Genomic DNA, 14,716 nt, shown 5'->3' with positions numbered 1-14,716 from the left:
ATCACCGGTACAATATGGATAAGTCAGAGGGAAACGTCCCAGTAATTCCTTGGAAAGCCCCACACCCCGTTTCTTATCCAATACCGCTATACAATGTACCCTAAGTCACGCAGGTTTTCTTCGATATCAGTTTTTTCAATCTTGTTCCTTTCATTAGGAGGTTCAGAAACGATCTCCTTGCGCTGTTCACTCTCGTGAATATCCCAAGGGACACGGAGCAACTCATCAACATGATAACCTTCTGGGTGGTCAAATTTCCGAAATGGGAGAGGTGTCAATCGCTCTCCGAGAAGCTCACCGTGGTCCGATGAGATAACGGTTTTACCGACTAAGTCGGGAAGCAACTTTTCGACCTCCTCGAGGACGTACTCGAGATTTATTTTATAAGCTTCCTGTATTTTATCTATTGTGGGAGGTTTCTCCGTTAGCATCTCTGGCCGTTCAGCAGCTGGCAGCCGGAACCATTCAGAACCATCACGGTGGAAATATGGGGAATGTGGTTGAAGATAATGCACGATGAGACGCTTCTTCGGGAAACACTGATTTGCTTCGATTGCGGCTTCAGTCACACTCTCTGCACGAGTCGTCACACCATCAAAAGCATCCCTCGCAACTGGTTCGAACGAATGGAGACTTGCGTCGAGATCTTCCTGGAGAAGTTCAAACCAATAATTGGCAGACACATACACGACATCATGAAGCTGCTTATCCTCGAAGTTGCCGCGGATAAACTCTGAACTCATACTTCCCCGCGACTCGCGGGACTCAAGACTTCCAGAAATTATTGATTGGCTCTTATAGGCGTCGAATCGACATGCATCCAAAAGAATCAGGTTATCCCAATCCTCGTCAAAAATATCGATACCGGATTGATTATACCTCTCTCCGGACTTCCAATATTCAAACTCTCTTTGGGCTGTCAGATACTTTCGTTTGCAATACGCGAGGGCGATCCGAGGATGTCGAGCACCCGTTTGCATTCGCCGTAGGACATTCATCCAGAAGGACTTCCCATCACGGAAATATATATCTTGGCCTAGTATACCAGAGGGATGAAGCTGTTCCACCCGCGCCATAGCGTCAAAAGAATCTTTAGACTAACCCTGTAGATCGAAACCAAGAACGGAAGCTACCGATCCGGCGGATAGCTGTCTTCGACTGAACTGCGTGATCTGTGCGAGGTTCAGGCGATCGACGCCAGTCGTGTCGATCACCACGTGCCAGTTAACATTACACTGCCAGAACTACTTATCCGTTCGAGCCGGCCAACACAATCGTTCTCATCTGAGGCCGAGAAGCGGAAGGTTACCACGTCCGTGCAGCAGACAATGCTAGAATAGGTGATAAAACTACCATCTTCGGTCGAACATCGTGACCACGTTTTCGCTCTCCGCCGTCGGTTCGGTGAGAGACTCCACGTCCTGACTTGGTTTCTACATTCCGAAGAAATTTCTCAAAACGGTGCTGGACAAATTAGCGTTTGTAGGTAAATAGCCAAATCCAGCGGCCTCACCGACTCCAGCCCAGACGTTCTCTGGCCGATGAACGTAGAGGGTGGCAATGCCACTGCCGTCAACATCCATCACTTTATTTAAGCAAATCTAAATACGGCGTCCATTATATTCAACAATATGCTCGTTGTCCTCGGTTTAGACAGTTGGGATGCTCGTCGGTATCAACAGTATCCTACACCAACTATCGAGAGTTTAGAGGAGCAGAAAGAACTCGCACCTTTTGAGAATCTCGCTGCGGGCGAACTTATTACGCAGGTTCTCTGGCCTGCTATGCTAATAGGAGAAAACCCGAAAACCCTTTGGCCAGAATATTTCGAACAAGTTCCGGGATATAAATCAACTATTGATAGTGGCGATGATCGGACGAGTGGAGTTGAAACTCTTGCGGCGAGGCTACTGCCGGACTCGGTTAAGCCTGTTGTCGGCCGAATCGCAATGAAACTTGGACTTTACGAACGTCACAAGATAAACTTCGACAAACACTCTGCAGGCGCAAGGATGTTACATGAGCGTCCATCTCTGTGGTCAGCTGCTACTGATCCCGTACTCATTTCTCTGCCTGGTATCAATGAAGACCAACGCAACTACGAGTTGAATGCGATGATGGATCGGCCGGCTGATGGAACGAACGTTTCCGATAACGTTCTTAACGTCACTGCTTCGGAATTTCAACAGCGCGCATTTGAGCTAGACGCAGCGAAGCTTTCCCAGACCCTTCATGCGACAACTCGAGGGCACGATCTTGTCTTTTCGCACTTTGCCGGTCTGGATTTCATGCAGCACATGTTCGCCGATTCGGATATTGTCATGCGACAATGGTATCGCCATTATGATGCAATCACCGAACAAGTTCTCGCTGAGCTTGATCCCGATGAAGACACGTTAGTGGTCGTCTCTGATCACGGTATGGAGGATTCCGGACTGCATTCTCATCGAGCGTTCGTCGGGAGTACGAAGCCACTCTGGGGTGAGCGGGGAGTGGAAATGGAAAACTTCCGTGACGTATTGGAAGATGAACTACAAAACCACAAGACAACCGACGCGTCCAAGACAGTGAATATGGACATGAGTCAGGAAACCCGTGATCATCTCAAAGAGTTAGGATATATTGATTAAGTTTCAATCACGGACTTCCTTTCCAATTAGCCAGGTTTGACCGACGCGATGGATATCGTTGGTTGTTCCTGGACCCTCGTTTTCACCCCAGGTGTAGCCTGTTGATCCCGAAGATATAGCCACCGTCAGTGAATGTGAAATCCAAAGGACGTGACCTCGTACCCAGTCTTCCTTCTAAGCCAATTCAATACCGGCGATGTTGATACCCAGTGGTTTGGCATGGGGGACCAGCTCTGACGTTCTGATAAGGCTTACTAGCAGATCACCTAGTGGGAATTCGGCCAAATCACCTCCTAGGACTTGGCGTACAGTATAACCGTAAGCAGGAGATAGATCGTCCTCCACGTTCGCGTTACATTATGAACGTCGGTGTCAATCCTTCGCTCGGTTTTCGTTGTGATCAACGGGGTTGACGTCATCGCGGACGCCCGAAGTGTATCATCTTCAAATTTCTATTGTTCTCATCGACGATAGAACCATGGCTGCGGGACGATGGATCCTGGCGGTGGATGACATGGTGCGTATAAGTTTCGTCCCACGCTCCGGACGACATCTCGCTCTGGTACAAAGGGGTTGCACCTTCTAAATCGTGAGTTGCAACGGGGATGAGCCCCATCTCAGAGATAGTGATCAATCCCATCTAGTTACGATAGAATATTGGCTGATGTTTGTTTTATATCGTCTCCAATCCTGTTTATTGAGTTTTCCTCACTCACCCTTCTTCTTCCGTTTTTGCCTAGTTGTTCTTGCATACTAGGTTCTGCCATTAGGTCCCCCAATTTGCGAGAGAAGGCCTCATGTGAATTGATGTTTACAAAATATCCATTGTACCCTTCGGTTATTTGTTCCTTCATTCCTTGATCGCGATTACAGATGACCGGCAGTTCAAATAGTTGAGCCTCTAACACGACTGATGGGTAACCATCTTCAAAAGATGGGTAAATGAATATATTTGATGTGGAATATAGCTTCTCAACATCCTCAACGTACCCTGTTACTTTGATTTGGTCACGGACCTCTTCCGAGCAGGCTTCTTCAATAGCAGCTTCTAACTCAGCCGAGAATACGCCAGAACCCACGATATAATATTCCCAGTCAGGATGTTCCTCGAGCGTGCGTGAAATCGCAGGCAATGAATGTATTATTGCTTTAATCTTCCCCTTAAAGTCCATATTCGTTACGGTGAGGAGTCTTTTGCTATCACTTTTATTTATACACTGGTGGTGGTCTCTTTTTATCGGGGTGTGGACAATGCCTACGGAAGACTCTGTCAACGTAGTGTTCTCAATGACACACTCTTTAATCGTCTCAGAAACAGCAAAGCAACCACTTACATACCGGAAAGTGAAATGATTTAGCAGGATAAAAAGGGAATGTTTGAAAAAATCCATGATATGTACATTATGAAAGCTATGTTTCAATTTTTTCCGATGACCCAACCAGCAGTTCCCTCCAAGATGTATTATAGTAGGTTTTCGAAATACAAGACCAAGAAAGACACAGATGAAGCCAGCCAGTCCATCATTATTTGTTATGAGAATGTCGGGATTGTCTTTGCGGATTGATTTAAAACCAGAAAGAAACATCGAGAAGTAATCGGTTATGCTTCTCGGTTCTATTTTTATCGTCTCGTTCGTATCGCTAATTGAATTGAGTGGTTCTTCCAATTTCCATTGGCGAGCATCTGTAAATCCAATGAAACTCATTTCCATATGGCGGGTCTTGGAGGCAATAGCATTAAAAGACAGCGTTGCCAACAATCGGCCATCAGTTCAATGAAGGTAGTTTTTATAAATCCAACCAAACAAATACGGAAAACGGTTAAAATATTATCTGAAGAATTTTCCTCTGATGGCCACGATGTGAAAATCCTTGCGCCTTCTGGGTTTAGTTATAGCCCTGAATCGGGAATAGATACTGTGACGTACCCAGCTTGGTTTATACCTGGAATCCGGTATACGCTTCCGAGTCCGCGTTTTCTCTTCCTATTACGTCGCCATATTACAACCGCCGACGCTATAATCGCAGTTTCCTGTATATATATCCCGACAGTGTTGAGTGTCCTGATGGCAAGAGCGAAAGGGACTCCATCGATCTTAACGGTTGATGCACTGCCGGGCGAAGAGTGGAAATACGGAAACTACGTCGTTGATACCGTTGCTACCGTATACACGAAAACGTTTGGACGGATTGCCCTCAAATTAGCTGACGAGGTGGTTGGGTTAGGAGACTATATCAAGGAAGACCTCTACAATTTGATCGGCAACCAACCCACAATTATCCCAAATGGGGTGGACGTAGACAGATTCCATCCCCGTTATGAAAAGGAGTCGAATGAAGATGTAGTAAACCTCTTATATGTCGGTAGGTTGGATCCGGTGAAAAGGGTAGATTTATTGCTACAAACAATCCAAATTTTGGGTTCAGATGTTGATAAAGAGTACCACCTGACAATAGTTGGTGAGGGGACGAAATTCGAACAATATAAAGATATGGCAGCATCGCTGGGTTTGGGGGATAAAATTAGTTTTGAAGGTTGGGTCGACCACGGCCTACTTAATAAATATTATAACCGATCGGATATTTTTGTTTTATCCTCGCGTTCGGAGGGTCAACCCTCCGTACTACTGGAAGCACAATCGGCTGGGGTACCAGTTGTAGCTCCAAAAACTGGAGGGATCGCCGAACTGGTTTACGCTGGAAGGCTTACGGATACGAATAACCCCAGGGAGATCGCCTCAGCAATAAGAGACCTGGTTGAAAGCGATGAAACTGCTCCAATAGAGGCAGCTAGAGAGTGGGTTGTTGAAAACTATTCCGCGAGGACAATGGCAGAGAGATATATCCAACTCTTAGAGAGAAACGGAGTTGACAGTTCAATAGACCGTGAGATGTGAGGAAGGCCCGAACTTGTAGTCCCGCAGTAGACCCCTTATAAACCAACTATATATGATTTAGCGGGTATTTGCCATATTTCCCCTATTTTCCTCATACCATTCCACAGTTTTACGAAGACCGATATCAAAGGCGGTATCCGCTTCCCAGCCGAAATACTCCCTGGCCCGAGACACGTCTAGGCGGCGTCGCATTTGACCATCCGGCTTCGACGTATCCCATTCGATTGCGCCATCGAAGTCCGTCACATCCGCGATCGTCTCGACGAGGGCGCGAATGCTGATCTCGTCGCCGCTACCGAGATTGACGGGATCACTCTGGTCGTAGCGTTCGGTCGCGTCAAGAATCCCCTCAGCTGCGTCTTCGACGTAGAGGAACTCCCGAGTTGGTTCACCGGTGCCCCAAGCAGTAATCGATTCGTCGCCACGTTCGCGCGCTTCGACGCACTTGCGGATAATCGCGGGGATCACGTGCGACGTTTCGAGATCGAAGTCGTCTCGAGGTCCATAGAGATTGACCGGCATCAGATAGATGCTACTGAAATCGTATTGCTTCCGGTACGCCTTCGACTGAGTGAGAAGTGCCTTTTTCGCGATCCCGTACGGTGCGTTTGTTGGTTCGGGATACCCGTTGAAGAGATCCTCTTCGCTGAATGGGACGGGCGTATTCTCGGGATAGGCACAGATAGTCCCGAGAATGGTGAATTTCTCGACATCGAACCGTCTGGCCATCTCAATCAGCTCAATGCCCATGATGGCGTTGTCGTAGAAGTACCGTCCCGGGTTGTCCCGGTTCGCGCCGATCCCGCCGACGGTGGCGGCGAGATGGATGACGATGTCTGCGTCGGAATCCTGAAAGGCGTGCCTGATGTCGCCCCGTTCGCGGAGATCATACTCATCGCTTCGAGGGATGAAGACTTCGACATCCTCCGAGCGGGATTCGAGGTCCTCCACGAGATGACTGCCGAGGAATCCGGCGCCACCGGTTACCATGACCGTTTTCCCGTCCCAGAAGTCGTGGTTCATCGCCAGTCGACCCTCCCGTACCACTGTTCACGATTCGTCGCGTACCAGTCGATAGTGTTCCGAACGCCCTGGCGCCAATCGACTTCAGGCTCCCAGCCCGTTTCTTCGTTGAGCTTCTCGTATCCGACGAGAAGTTCTTCAACATCGCTATCGCCGGGGCGATACCGGTCCTCTCGTTGGGTGATTTCAGGCCTGTCCCAGTATCCGTACTCGCTGCCTACTTCAAGAATGAGTTCAGTCCATTCCTGCATGGAAATGTTCTCACCGTACCCATAGACGTACTGTTCGCCGGGCGACCCTTCGAGCGCCACGTGCAAGTGTCCCCGGACCCCGTCACTCACGTAGCACATGTCACGTCGCGGCTGAAGATTCCCAAGTTCGACGATGTCCCGTTCGAGCGCCTGTGTAATGATGGTTCCCGTAATATACCTGGGGTTCTGGCGAGGACCGTAGTTGTTGAACATTCGTGTTGTGACGGTCGGTAATCCGTATCCATCGTGAAAGTTCATCGTCAAGAAGTCCGACGCCAATTTGGAGGTGGCGTAGATGCTCGTAGGATTTACGGGGGACCGTTCATCCAAAATAACACGTCCATCCTCTTCGAAATTATGCTTGTCCTGCATTTCTTCCTTGATATTCCCGTACTCTTCGCTTGTCCCGGCGGTGTCGATCTTTGCGACGTCCAGATCGAGGTCAACGATAGCCTGCAGAAGGTTCAGGGTTCCAGTGATATTTGTCTGGATGGTCTCGTACGGTCTCTCCCACGATTCACCGACGTGGGCCTGCGCGGCGAGGTGGAATATAAGCGAATCGCTGTAATCTCGGAATTGCGATAACGCTTCTCGGACAGAATGACTGTCCCGGAGGTCCCCACGGTGGACGGTTACTTCCTCGGACTGGTGAACGATGTTGTTCAACTCGCCGCTAGACGTCGCGCGAACGAAAACGTGTACGTCTGCGCCTGCATCAACGAGTCGGTCGGTTAGGTGAGAACCCACAAACCCATCTGCGCCCGTGACAAATACTGGCCTATCAACAACTTTGGAGTCAATATCCATTATCTGGGTGATATAGGTGACCCCACTTCTAAGTTGCTACTACCTGAATTGTCTTTTATAATGTCTCAGTATCGAAAGTCATTTCGCTAGGTCGGTATCAATAGACCTCATGGAGGTTCACGACGAAAGAATTCCGGACGAGCTTTTCTCAGAATTCATTGCTCATATGCCAGAGGTGTGCGTTGAACTAGTGGTGGAAAACAACGGCGAAATTCTCCTAGCAAAACGGACAAAGAAACCAGCAAAAGGCGAGTGGTTCTGGCCTGGAGGGCGCCTCTATAAAGGGGAGGAGCTCGAGGATGCTGCCCACCGTATCGCAGCCGAGGAGTTAGGAATAAACGTTGAGATAGTAGATCGACTCGGTGTTTGTTCGCACTTTTGGGAGACGAGTGCTGAAGAGAACACTACAGGTAGACATACTGTAAATATACCCTATCATGTAATCCCAGACGGTGCTGTCTCAGAAATTTCATTAGATGAGCAACATAGCAGGATTCGGTGGATTTCAGATGAAGATGAGAGCCTTCACGAATACGTGGAGCTCTATTTGGAAGACGCTAATCTTCTCTGACTTTGCGTCGATACCGCTATGCCTGAAAGACGAATTCATTCCCGTGTTTGCCTACGGGAAAATGTTCTAGCCACTTGCTTTAACCCACTACACGTACCGCGGCCACCCAACGAAATTCTATCACCATCGTCGACGGTTGTGGGTTAGATGTCGACGGCGTCAAGTAATTCAGTCACGAAAAACGGATTCAGCCTCGTTGGTTCCTTGATCGCCTGCACAGAATTACGCATTACGCAGTGTGGTTCCGACGAAGTTATACCGCCGCCCCGGTGAAACGTGTGTAGTAACCAATCAATATGCCTGCATCCGAGTCCGAATCGGTAACGCGACGCGACAAACTCGAAGCGTTACTTGACGTCGCCCGATTCAATCCCAAATTCACGGTGCTAATCGTCTTCTTGGGCCTCGTCGCTGCCGTACTGGAAGGCGTCGGTCTGAGCTTCATCATGCCGATCATCGAGATCGTCCAGATCGACGATCCGACGGCCCAAGCGGACGGTCTCATGGGTATGTTCGTCGCAGCCTACGACCTACTCGGCGTTCGGTTTACCCTCGGGACCGTCGTCGTCGGCGTTGCAATCGTTATGACGATCCGTTACACAACGAGTTTCGTCGTCGCATGGTTTCGTGAAGCGCTTAGAACATACTACATCCGGGACCTCCAGCTTCGCGCTTTCGACAACGCCCTCAGCGCAAAGGTTTCCTACTACGACGAGGAGGGCTCCGACGATATACTCAACGCGATTGTTACCCAGACCAACTACGCGGGTCGCGTAATTCAACGCGTCGTCAAACTGTTGGAGACGTTATTCCTTTCGCTCGTTTATATTTCGATCGCGCTCATGATCGCACCGCTCCTGACGATCTTCGCGGCTGGGATCCTCGGATTCCTCACCGTCTTCCTCCGACGGGTCGTCGAGCCGGGCTACGAAATCGGTGACCGTGTCGCCGAGGCAAACGAACGGCGCCAAGAGGCGGCCCAGGCCGGAACGCAGGGCATCCGCGACGTCCGCATCTTCGGCCTGGCGGACGAGCTGCGCCAGGACTTCGTCGATGCGATCGACCTGTTCACCTCCTCGCGAATTACGCTGCGGCGAAACCAGGCCGCGATCAACCAATTCTATCAACTCGGTGTTGCCGTCTCCGTCTTCGTACTCATCTACCTCGCACTGACGTTCGCCAACCTGTCGATTGGATCGCTCGGCGTCTTCCTCTTCGCAATGTTTCAGCTCGGTCCGAGGGTAAGTCAGGTCAACACACTGCTGTACAACGTCGAGAACGACCTGCCGCACCTCGTTCGGACTCAGGAGTTCATCGACGAACTTGCCCGGAAACAGGAACCAACCGACGGAACGCGAGACGTTCCGGAGACCATCGACCACCTCGAATTCGACGATGTCCACTTCTCGTACGACGAAGAGGAGCAGGTGCTCGACGGGATCGATTTCGGCGTGGATAAAGGCGAGTTCGTAGCCTTCGTCGGGCAGTCAGGCGCCGGGAAAAGTACGATCGTCTCGCTTGTCTCTCGGTTGTACCCGATCGACGATGGGTCGATCCGGGCTAACGGGATCGATATCGAGGACTACGACGTCGGTCAGTGGCGTGATCGTGTCGCCGTCGTTCGGCAGAACCCGTTCATCTTCAACGACACGCTGGAGTACAACCTGACGATCGGGAACCGAGAGGCGACGCGGTCCGAGCTTGATCGAGCCTGTGAGATCGCGAAAGTCGACGAGTTCTTCGACGAGTTGCCGAACGGATACGAGACGATACTCGGTGACGAGGGAGTCAGGCTTTCGGGCGGCCAGAAACAACGCGTCGCACTCGCACGGGCGATATTACAGGATGCCGAATTGCTGGTTCTCGACGAGGCGACCAGTGATCTGGACTCGAACCTAGAAAAGGAGGTACAGACGGCGATCGAAGCGATGGACCGCGAGTACGCAATCATCGCAATCGCCCACCGCCTGTCGACCGTCGAAAACGCCGATCGGATCTATACCGTCGAGGATGGAAAAATTATCGAAACCGGAACGCATTCGGAACTAATTAAAGAAAATGGACAGTATGCGGACCTGTACGCGATTCAATCGAGCGGGTAATTGATGAGAACGGAAAGATCGACCCGTCACTCGAACTCGGATTCGACGACACCGCGAGAGGGGATGCCGCACACACCCACGCAGACGTCTCGAAGGAAACCGACAACTCGGTACCGAACCGACCGTGGACATCCGCGAGAGCTTCGGAAAGCTCATCGAGTGGTATCGGGAGAACGAGGACAGGTGCGATCCGCTCGTCCGTTCATTTTGAAATTGGGCACCTCAGCCCGGAACAGGTGATCGCTGAACCTCGGACAGCTCGTACCCACTGGCTGGCCGGTCCAGAAAATGTAGTCACCCCAATCAAAAATTAATTTGATGCGATCACGAGAACCGTTCGAACAATATGGCCGCCTCCTCACAATCAGTATCCTCCTCATTGCTCTCGGTGGACTGTTTGTCGGGTCCGGTATGCTGTCGCCCGGCTCGGCAGCGAACAGCTTTCCAAGCGAGGAACAAGTCGGCCAACAGCCGACCGATTATATCGGCCAGCAGGTATTTTTGAAGGGCGATGTCGTCGAGACGGACCCGATCGTCATCGAAGTCAAACATGACGCTGGCTCGACCACAATCTCCGTCCGGGGGGCGACTGACGCCCTCCAGCCCGGCAGCGGTTCCATCGACCGGGGTGATGAAGTTTCGGCCTTCGGCACCCTTACTGGGCCGTCAACGCTTGTAGCCGAGCGGACGCTCACGAGAGAACCGTGGGAAGCGTGGTACATGTACGCGGTTTCGTTCTTCGGCGGCCTCTGGGTACTCGGTCGGTTCGTCACCCAGTTTCGCTTCGACCGCGAGACCCTCGCGTTCGTCCCACGTGACCGGCCACTCGCGGTATGGGGTGAACGCTAATGCCGGACGTCCTGGCCCACGTTCTGATCGGGTACACCATCGGGACTGTCCTCTCGATACACTACAATTGGGTAGGGCCCGAGTCGGTAACGCTCGTGATGATCGGTGCGTTGTCACCCGACTTCGTCAAGATCAGACTCCTCGTTCCGAGCGATACAGTTGCGTCACTCCTCGGCATCCCGTTTGCCTGGACCCCGCTGCACACCCTCGGCGGCTCCGCAATTGTCATCCTGCTGGGCTCGCTGGTGCTCGCACGGGAGTACCGCCGCCAGGTCATCGCCCTCCTCACGATCGGTGCCCTCTCCCATCACGCCCTCGATCTCCTGTTGCTCACCCCGACGGGCTACAGCTATGCCGTCTTCTGGCCACTGACCGAGTATCGAATACCGAGCGGCGGGCTCTACCGCAGTAGCGATCGCTGGCCGACCGTCGTGGCCGGGCTACTGGCCACGGTCGCTTGGTACGTTCGCTATCGGGGAGAGTCACGCTCCCAGTAACCACTGCGATGCCAAGTCAACTAGTACTCGCTCAATCTCCACTTTGGTTACCCCCTCGTCGATTCCATTCCTGTCTGCACTCCATCGTCAGGGCGGACGGCTCACCGTTGGTGGGTTGGAGGGCCGGATGGTCAGCCCCGTCAAATAAAGCCGATGACCGTGCGATGTCGGCAACAAGAGCGCACAACGTCGGCAGCTGACAAGGGTTCCCCTGGGCCCGAGTATTAGGGAGCGAACTATTCGAGGGTGGCTGGGAATTCATCCAATGGTATCGCGAGGGCGAGAACTGGGACGATAAACTCGTCCGGTTCTTGTGATCGATCAACAGCCCTGTTAGTATTCTGGTTCGAATGTTAGCGCATCCTATCAGCCATAGCCTCTCTTGTCAATATCGAAGATACGAACAGCCACCCTTTGCACCGATCGTACACAGACCGGTCATCGTACCCGCCGCTATAATCCACACCAGTTTTCAGTAGTTATAAATTATCCGCAGCCCTTGATAAGGATGGAAGCCACGCTCTCCGGCTTGCCGGAACGGGCAGAAATGCCCCGGGTGCTGGAGACACCCGAGACGTGGCTTCCAAACCCCGACGAAGGGTTTACTGAAGCCATGACCTGCTACAAACCGAACACGCATAAACCGTTCGCACAGCCCGCCTACCAGTCGTCTACGCCGACTGACGTGTCTCTTTGCCGGCCGTGGCCCCCGACAGGCCAACCCCACTACGACCCCATCACCCACATCCCAACCAACCCAACGGATTCCATCACCCTCGACCCGGCCCCGCCGACCGAACCCTACAGAAACGGCCTGATCAAACGCTCGACGTACCCGCCGTGCCCCAGTTGCCGCGAACCGATCATCACGATCTGGACCTACGGGCCCAACCATCACAACGCCGACCCCTGCGGCTGTCCGCTCTCCGATCACGACGTCGTGCACCTGGTGGGATCGCGATGACCGACGCATCCGACGTCACCGAGTCTGCCGACCCGGCTGACGCCGCCGACCGGACCCTCCCGCTGTGTCCCTACTGCGAGACCCCGATCGCCGCCGTCACCTCCACGGGTCCGCACACCCACAGCGCCAGCCCCTGCGGCTGTCGGCTCACGCTCGTCGACGTCCGGGCGATACGAAGGATATAGTCCGACAAGCGTTCTCGTCTCCACGACCGGACCCGATCGTCTCCGAGGCGGTGAGAGTTCCCGTTCGTCGCCACACAATTCGTGGTCCGAGTGATTGTAGCAGTGGCCCATCACCGACAAACAAACATGCCAAACACCTATGGTTCAACGGAGCCAACACCCGTGTATGTCGAGCGGCACGATCGATATCGACGAGTTCGAGAACGCCGAGGACGGCGAGTTCGAGAGACGGAACGACACCGAACGGATCGTCCTGTTCCTCGATGAGAACGATGACCGCGCGTGGAAGGCGTCATCGATCGCCGAGGCGCTCGAACTCAGTCCGGACGCCGTCAGTGCGATCCTCTCGCGGCTGAAAGAACGCGGTCTCGTACGCCACAAGCGCCCGTACTGGGCGATCACGGACGACGAAGAGCGACTCGAATCCGCCTACCGGCTTCACCAGCAGTACGAGACCGCAAACGAGCAGTACGGTGAGGAACGTCTCGAGGAGCTTCGGACCGACGAGATGGAGCCCGTACAGTGACTGCCTTCGAGGACCTGGCGCGAGGGGACATCGTCTGGGGAACCGATCCGCTCTCGGACAAAGGTCGCCCGCTGCTCGTTCTGGGGACGCCCCGGTTCCCGTCCCACGGCGTACAACTGATCACCGTACTGCTCTCCTCGAAGACCTACCACGAGGAGTCGCTCACGCTCCGGGACGAAGATTACGAGGCTGAATCGCTCGGTACCCGAAGTCACGCCCTTCCGTGGGCCCTCGCGACGCTCACCAGCGCCTCCGCGGTTGAATACCATCTCACGACGCTCGTCGATACACGCGTCGAGGACGTGGCGACGCAGTCGATCGGCTATCTTTCCGCCTGATCTGACGTCCCTCACCCTCGACCCGGCACCACCCATCGAACCGTACCGAAACGGCCTGATCAAACGCTCGACGTACCCGCCGTGCCCCAGCTGCCGCGAACCCACCACAACGCGGATCCCTGCGGCTCTCCGCTCTCCGATCACGACGTCATGCACCTGGTGGCCTCGCGATGACCGACGCCACCGAACCCGCCGACGCCACCGACCAGACCCTCCCGCTGTGTCCCTATTGCGACGCCCCGGTCACCGACATTACCTCCGCGGGTCCGCACACCCACTCCGCAAGCCCCTGCGGCTGTCGGCTCACGCTCGTCGACGTGCAGGGGATGCGAGAAGTGTAGTCCGACGATAGAAGTTCCACCCATCTGTTCGGCTCAGATTCGACGGATCACTCCCGAACGACGGTGGCTGGACCGACGGCGCCGGCGACCTGTAATTCGGCGTCGAAGGAAACGAGTTTTGCATCGTGAGTACGCGCACACGCCAGAATGAGACAGTCGATCGGGTAGAGGAGGGTGTCCGTCTGAAGCTGGTTGGCGGTCATCATATCTGATGCGTCGGGGATCACGATGCGGACGTCAGTCGTGATTTCGTCCTGGATCTCGTGCGCTCGCGACGCTGTTTCTTTGTCAGAACCGAGCGAAGTTCCATGAGGTTCATCGTCGACGTGAGGAACTCGTGATCGGCGTCAAGCAGTGCCGTGGCAGCGGACCCCGTTTCAGGCTCGTCGGTCACCGCCGCGATGAAGCAATTCGTGTCAAGAAAGAGTCTTATCGTCGTTCCCGAAGCGAACGAACTTCTTCGACGGAGTCGACGTCGAGTTCGGCTGCCATTCCACGGAGTCGAGTTCCCAGGGGCTCGCGCTCAGTACCCGTCGTATCGTTCGAGCGCGCAAATTCGCTCGCTTCGTCGGCGAACACTCCCATGGTGAAGGACAGGTGTGCCACCGATAAAACAGTTCGGTACGAACCTGATGTCGCTCCCGTTCCGGGCCCTGGTGAATGGGCGGTGTTCAGATAGGCGAAGGTAGCCGGCACAGGAGGCCCGGGCGGGAATAAAAGGGGCTGGTTCTCTCG

Annotated in this window: 15 protein-coding genes and 1 pseudogene; 11 read left to right on the top strand and 5 right to left on the bottom strand. The window is 53.4% G+C overall.

The features are described 5' to 3' along the window. Positions 1-86 precede the first annotated feature (86 nt). A complete protein-coding gene (locus MXA07_RS03400; protein ID WP_247730644.1) occupies positions 87-743 on the bottom strand; it encodes an alkaline phosphatase family protein in 657 nt (218 codons plus the stop codon). An 888-nt stretch (positions 744-1,631) separates the two neighbouring features. Here MXA07_RS03400 and MXA07_RS03395 point away from each other — a divergent pair. Beyond that, the gene (locus MXA07_RS03395) at positions 1,632-2,630 is read left to right on the top strand and encodes an alkaline phosphatase family protein (protein WP_247730643.1); all 999 of its coding nucleotides are present in this window, start codon (positions 1,632-1,634) and stop codon (positions 2,628-2,630) included. Between the two features lie 644 nt (positions 2,631-3,274). Here MXA07_RS03395 and MXA07_RS03390 read toward each other — a convergent pair. After that, a complete protein-coding gene (locus MXA07_RS03390; protein WP_247730642.1) occupies positions 3,275-4,336 on the bottom strand; it encodes a glycosyltransferase family 4 protein in 1,062 nt (353 codons plus the stop codon). A 6-nt stretch (positions 4,337-4,342) separates the two neighbouring features. Between MXA07_RS03390 and MXA07_RS03385 the strand changes: the two genes are divergently transcribed. Then, on the top strand, positions 4,343-5,527 hold the full coding sequence (locus MXA07_RS03385) for a glycosyltransferase family 4 protein (RefSeq protein WP_343217256.1): 1,185 nt from the start codon (positions 4,343-4,345) through the stop codon (positions 5,525-5,527). A 57-nt stretch (positions 5,528-5,584) separates the two neighbouring features. Here MXA07_RS03385 and MXA07_RS03380 read toward each other — a convergent pair whose 3' ends face one another. Both MXA07_RS03380 and MXA07_RS03375 read right to left on the bottom strand, forming a co-directional pair. After that, entirely contained in the window at positions 5,585-6,550 is a 966-nt protein-coding gene (locus MXA07_RS03380) for a GDP-L-fucose synthase family protein (RefSeq protein WP_247730641.1), read from the bottom strand. After that, entirely contained in the window at positions 6,547-7,608 is a 1,062-nt protein-coding gene (locus MXA07_RS03375) for a GDP-mannose 4,6-dehydratase (protein ID WP_247730640.1), read from the bottom strand. Before MXA07_RS03375 ends, MXA07_RS03380 begins: the two co-directional genes overlap by 4 nt. A gap of 109 nt (positions 7,609-7,717) precedes the next feature. Here MXA07_RS03375 and MXA07_RS03370 point away from each other — a divergent pair, with 109 nt between their 5' ends. The 9 genes from MXA07_RS03370 (at position 7,718) to MXA07_RS03330 (ending at position 13,981) form a co-directional block, all read left to right on the top strand. Further along, the gene (locus MXA07_RS03370) at positions 7,718-8,179 is read left to right on the top strand and encodes an NUDIX domain-containing protein (RefSeq protein WP_247730639.1); all 462 of its coding nucleotides are present in this window, start codon (positions 7,718-7,720) and stop codon (positions 8,177-8,179) included. Positions 8,180-8,475: 296 nt separating this feature from the next. Continuing rightward, positions 8,476-10,281, top strand: a complete 1,806-nt coding sequence (locus tag MXA07_RS03365) for an ABC transporter ATP-binding protein (protein WP_247730638.1) — start codon at positions 8,476-8,478, stop codon at positions 10,279-10,281. A 318-nt stretch (positions 10,282-10,599) separates the two neighbouring features. Continuing rightward, a complete protein-coding gene (locus tag MXA07_RS03360) occupies positions 10,600-11,130 on the top strand; it encodes an OB-like fold-containing membrane protein (protein WP_247730637.1) in 531 nt (176 codons plus the stop codon). After that, positions 11,130-11,627 carry a metal-dependent hydrolase gene (locus MXA07_RS03355; protein WP_247730636.1) on the top strand — a complete coding sequence of 166 codons (498 nt, stop codon included), beginning with the start codon at positions 11,130-11,132 and terminating at the stop codon, positions 11,625-11,627. Before MXA07_RS03360 ends, MXA07_RS03355 begins: the two co-directional genes overlap by 1 nt. Before the next feature lie 508 nt (positions 11,628-12,135). After that, positions 12,136-12,591 carry a hypothetical protein gene (locus MXA07_RS03350; RefSeq protein ID WP_247730635.1) on the top strand — a complete coding sequence of 152 codons (456 nt, stop codon included), beginning with the start codon at positions 12,136-12,138 and terminating at the stop codon, positions 12,589-12,591. Further along, positions 12,588-12,776, top strand: coding sequence for a hypothetical protein (locus MXA07_RS03345; RefSeq protein WP_247730634.1), 189 nt, complete (start codon positions 12,588-12,590; stop codon positions 12,774-12,776). The genes MXA07_RS03350 and MXA07_RS03345 overlap by 4 nt, the downstream gene beginning before the upstream one ends. A 166-nt stretch (positions 12,777-12,942) precedes the next feature. After that, complete coding sequence (locus MXA07_RS03340) at positions 12,943-13,302, top strand: MarR family transcriptional regulator (protein WP_247730633.1); 360 nt, start codon at positions 12,943-12,945, stop codon at positions 13,300-13,302. After that, positions 13,299-13,640: a PemK-like protein gene (locus tag MXA07_RS03335; protein ID WP_247730632.1), complete on the top strand. Its 342-nt coding sequence runs from the start codon at positions 13,299-13,301 to the stop codon at positions 13,638-13,640. The genes MXA07_RS03340 and MXA07_RS03335 overlap by 4 nt, the downstream gene beginning before the upstream one ends. 170 nt (positions 13,641-13,810) lie before the next feature. Continuing rightward, positions 13,811-13,981 carry a hypothetical protein gene (locus MXA07_RS03330; protein ID WP_247730631.1) on the top strand — a complete coding sequence of 57 codons (171 nt, stop codon included), beginning with the start codon at positions 13,811-13,813 and terminating at the stop codon, positions 13,979-13,981. A 47-nt stretch (positions 13,982-14,028) separates the two neighbouring features. On the opposite strand, the pseudogene MXA07_RS03325 reads toward MXA07_RS03330, so the two are convergent. After that, a pseudogene (locus tag MXA07_RS03325) lies at positions 14,029-14,414 on the bottom strand (type II toxin-antitoxin system VapC family toxin). Between the last annotated feature and the right edge of the window lie 302 nt (positions 14,415-14,716).

The sequence above is a fragment of the Halovivax limisalsi genome (assembly GCF_023093535.1).
Taxonomy (GTDB): Archaea; Halobacteriota; Halobacteria; order Halobacteriales; family Natrialbaceae; genus Halovivax; species Halovivax limisalsi.
Note: the sequence above shows the minus strand (reverse complement) of the source record. Positions and strands in the feature narration are given on the sequence as shown.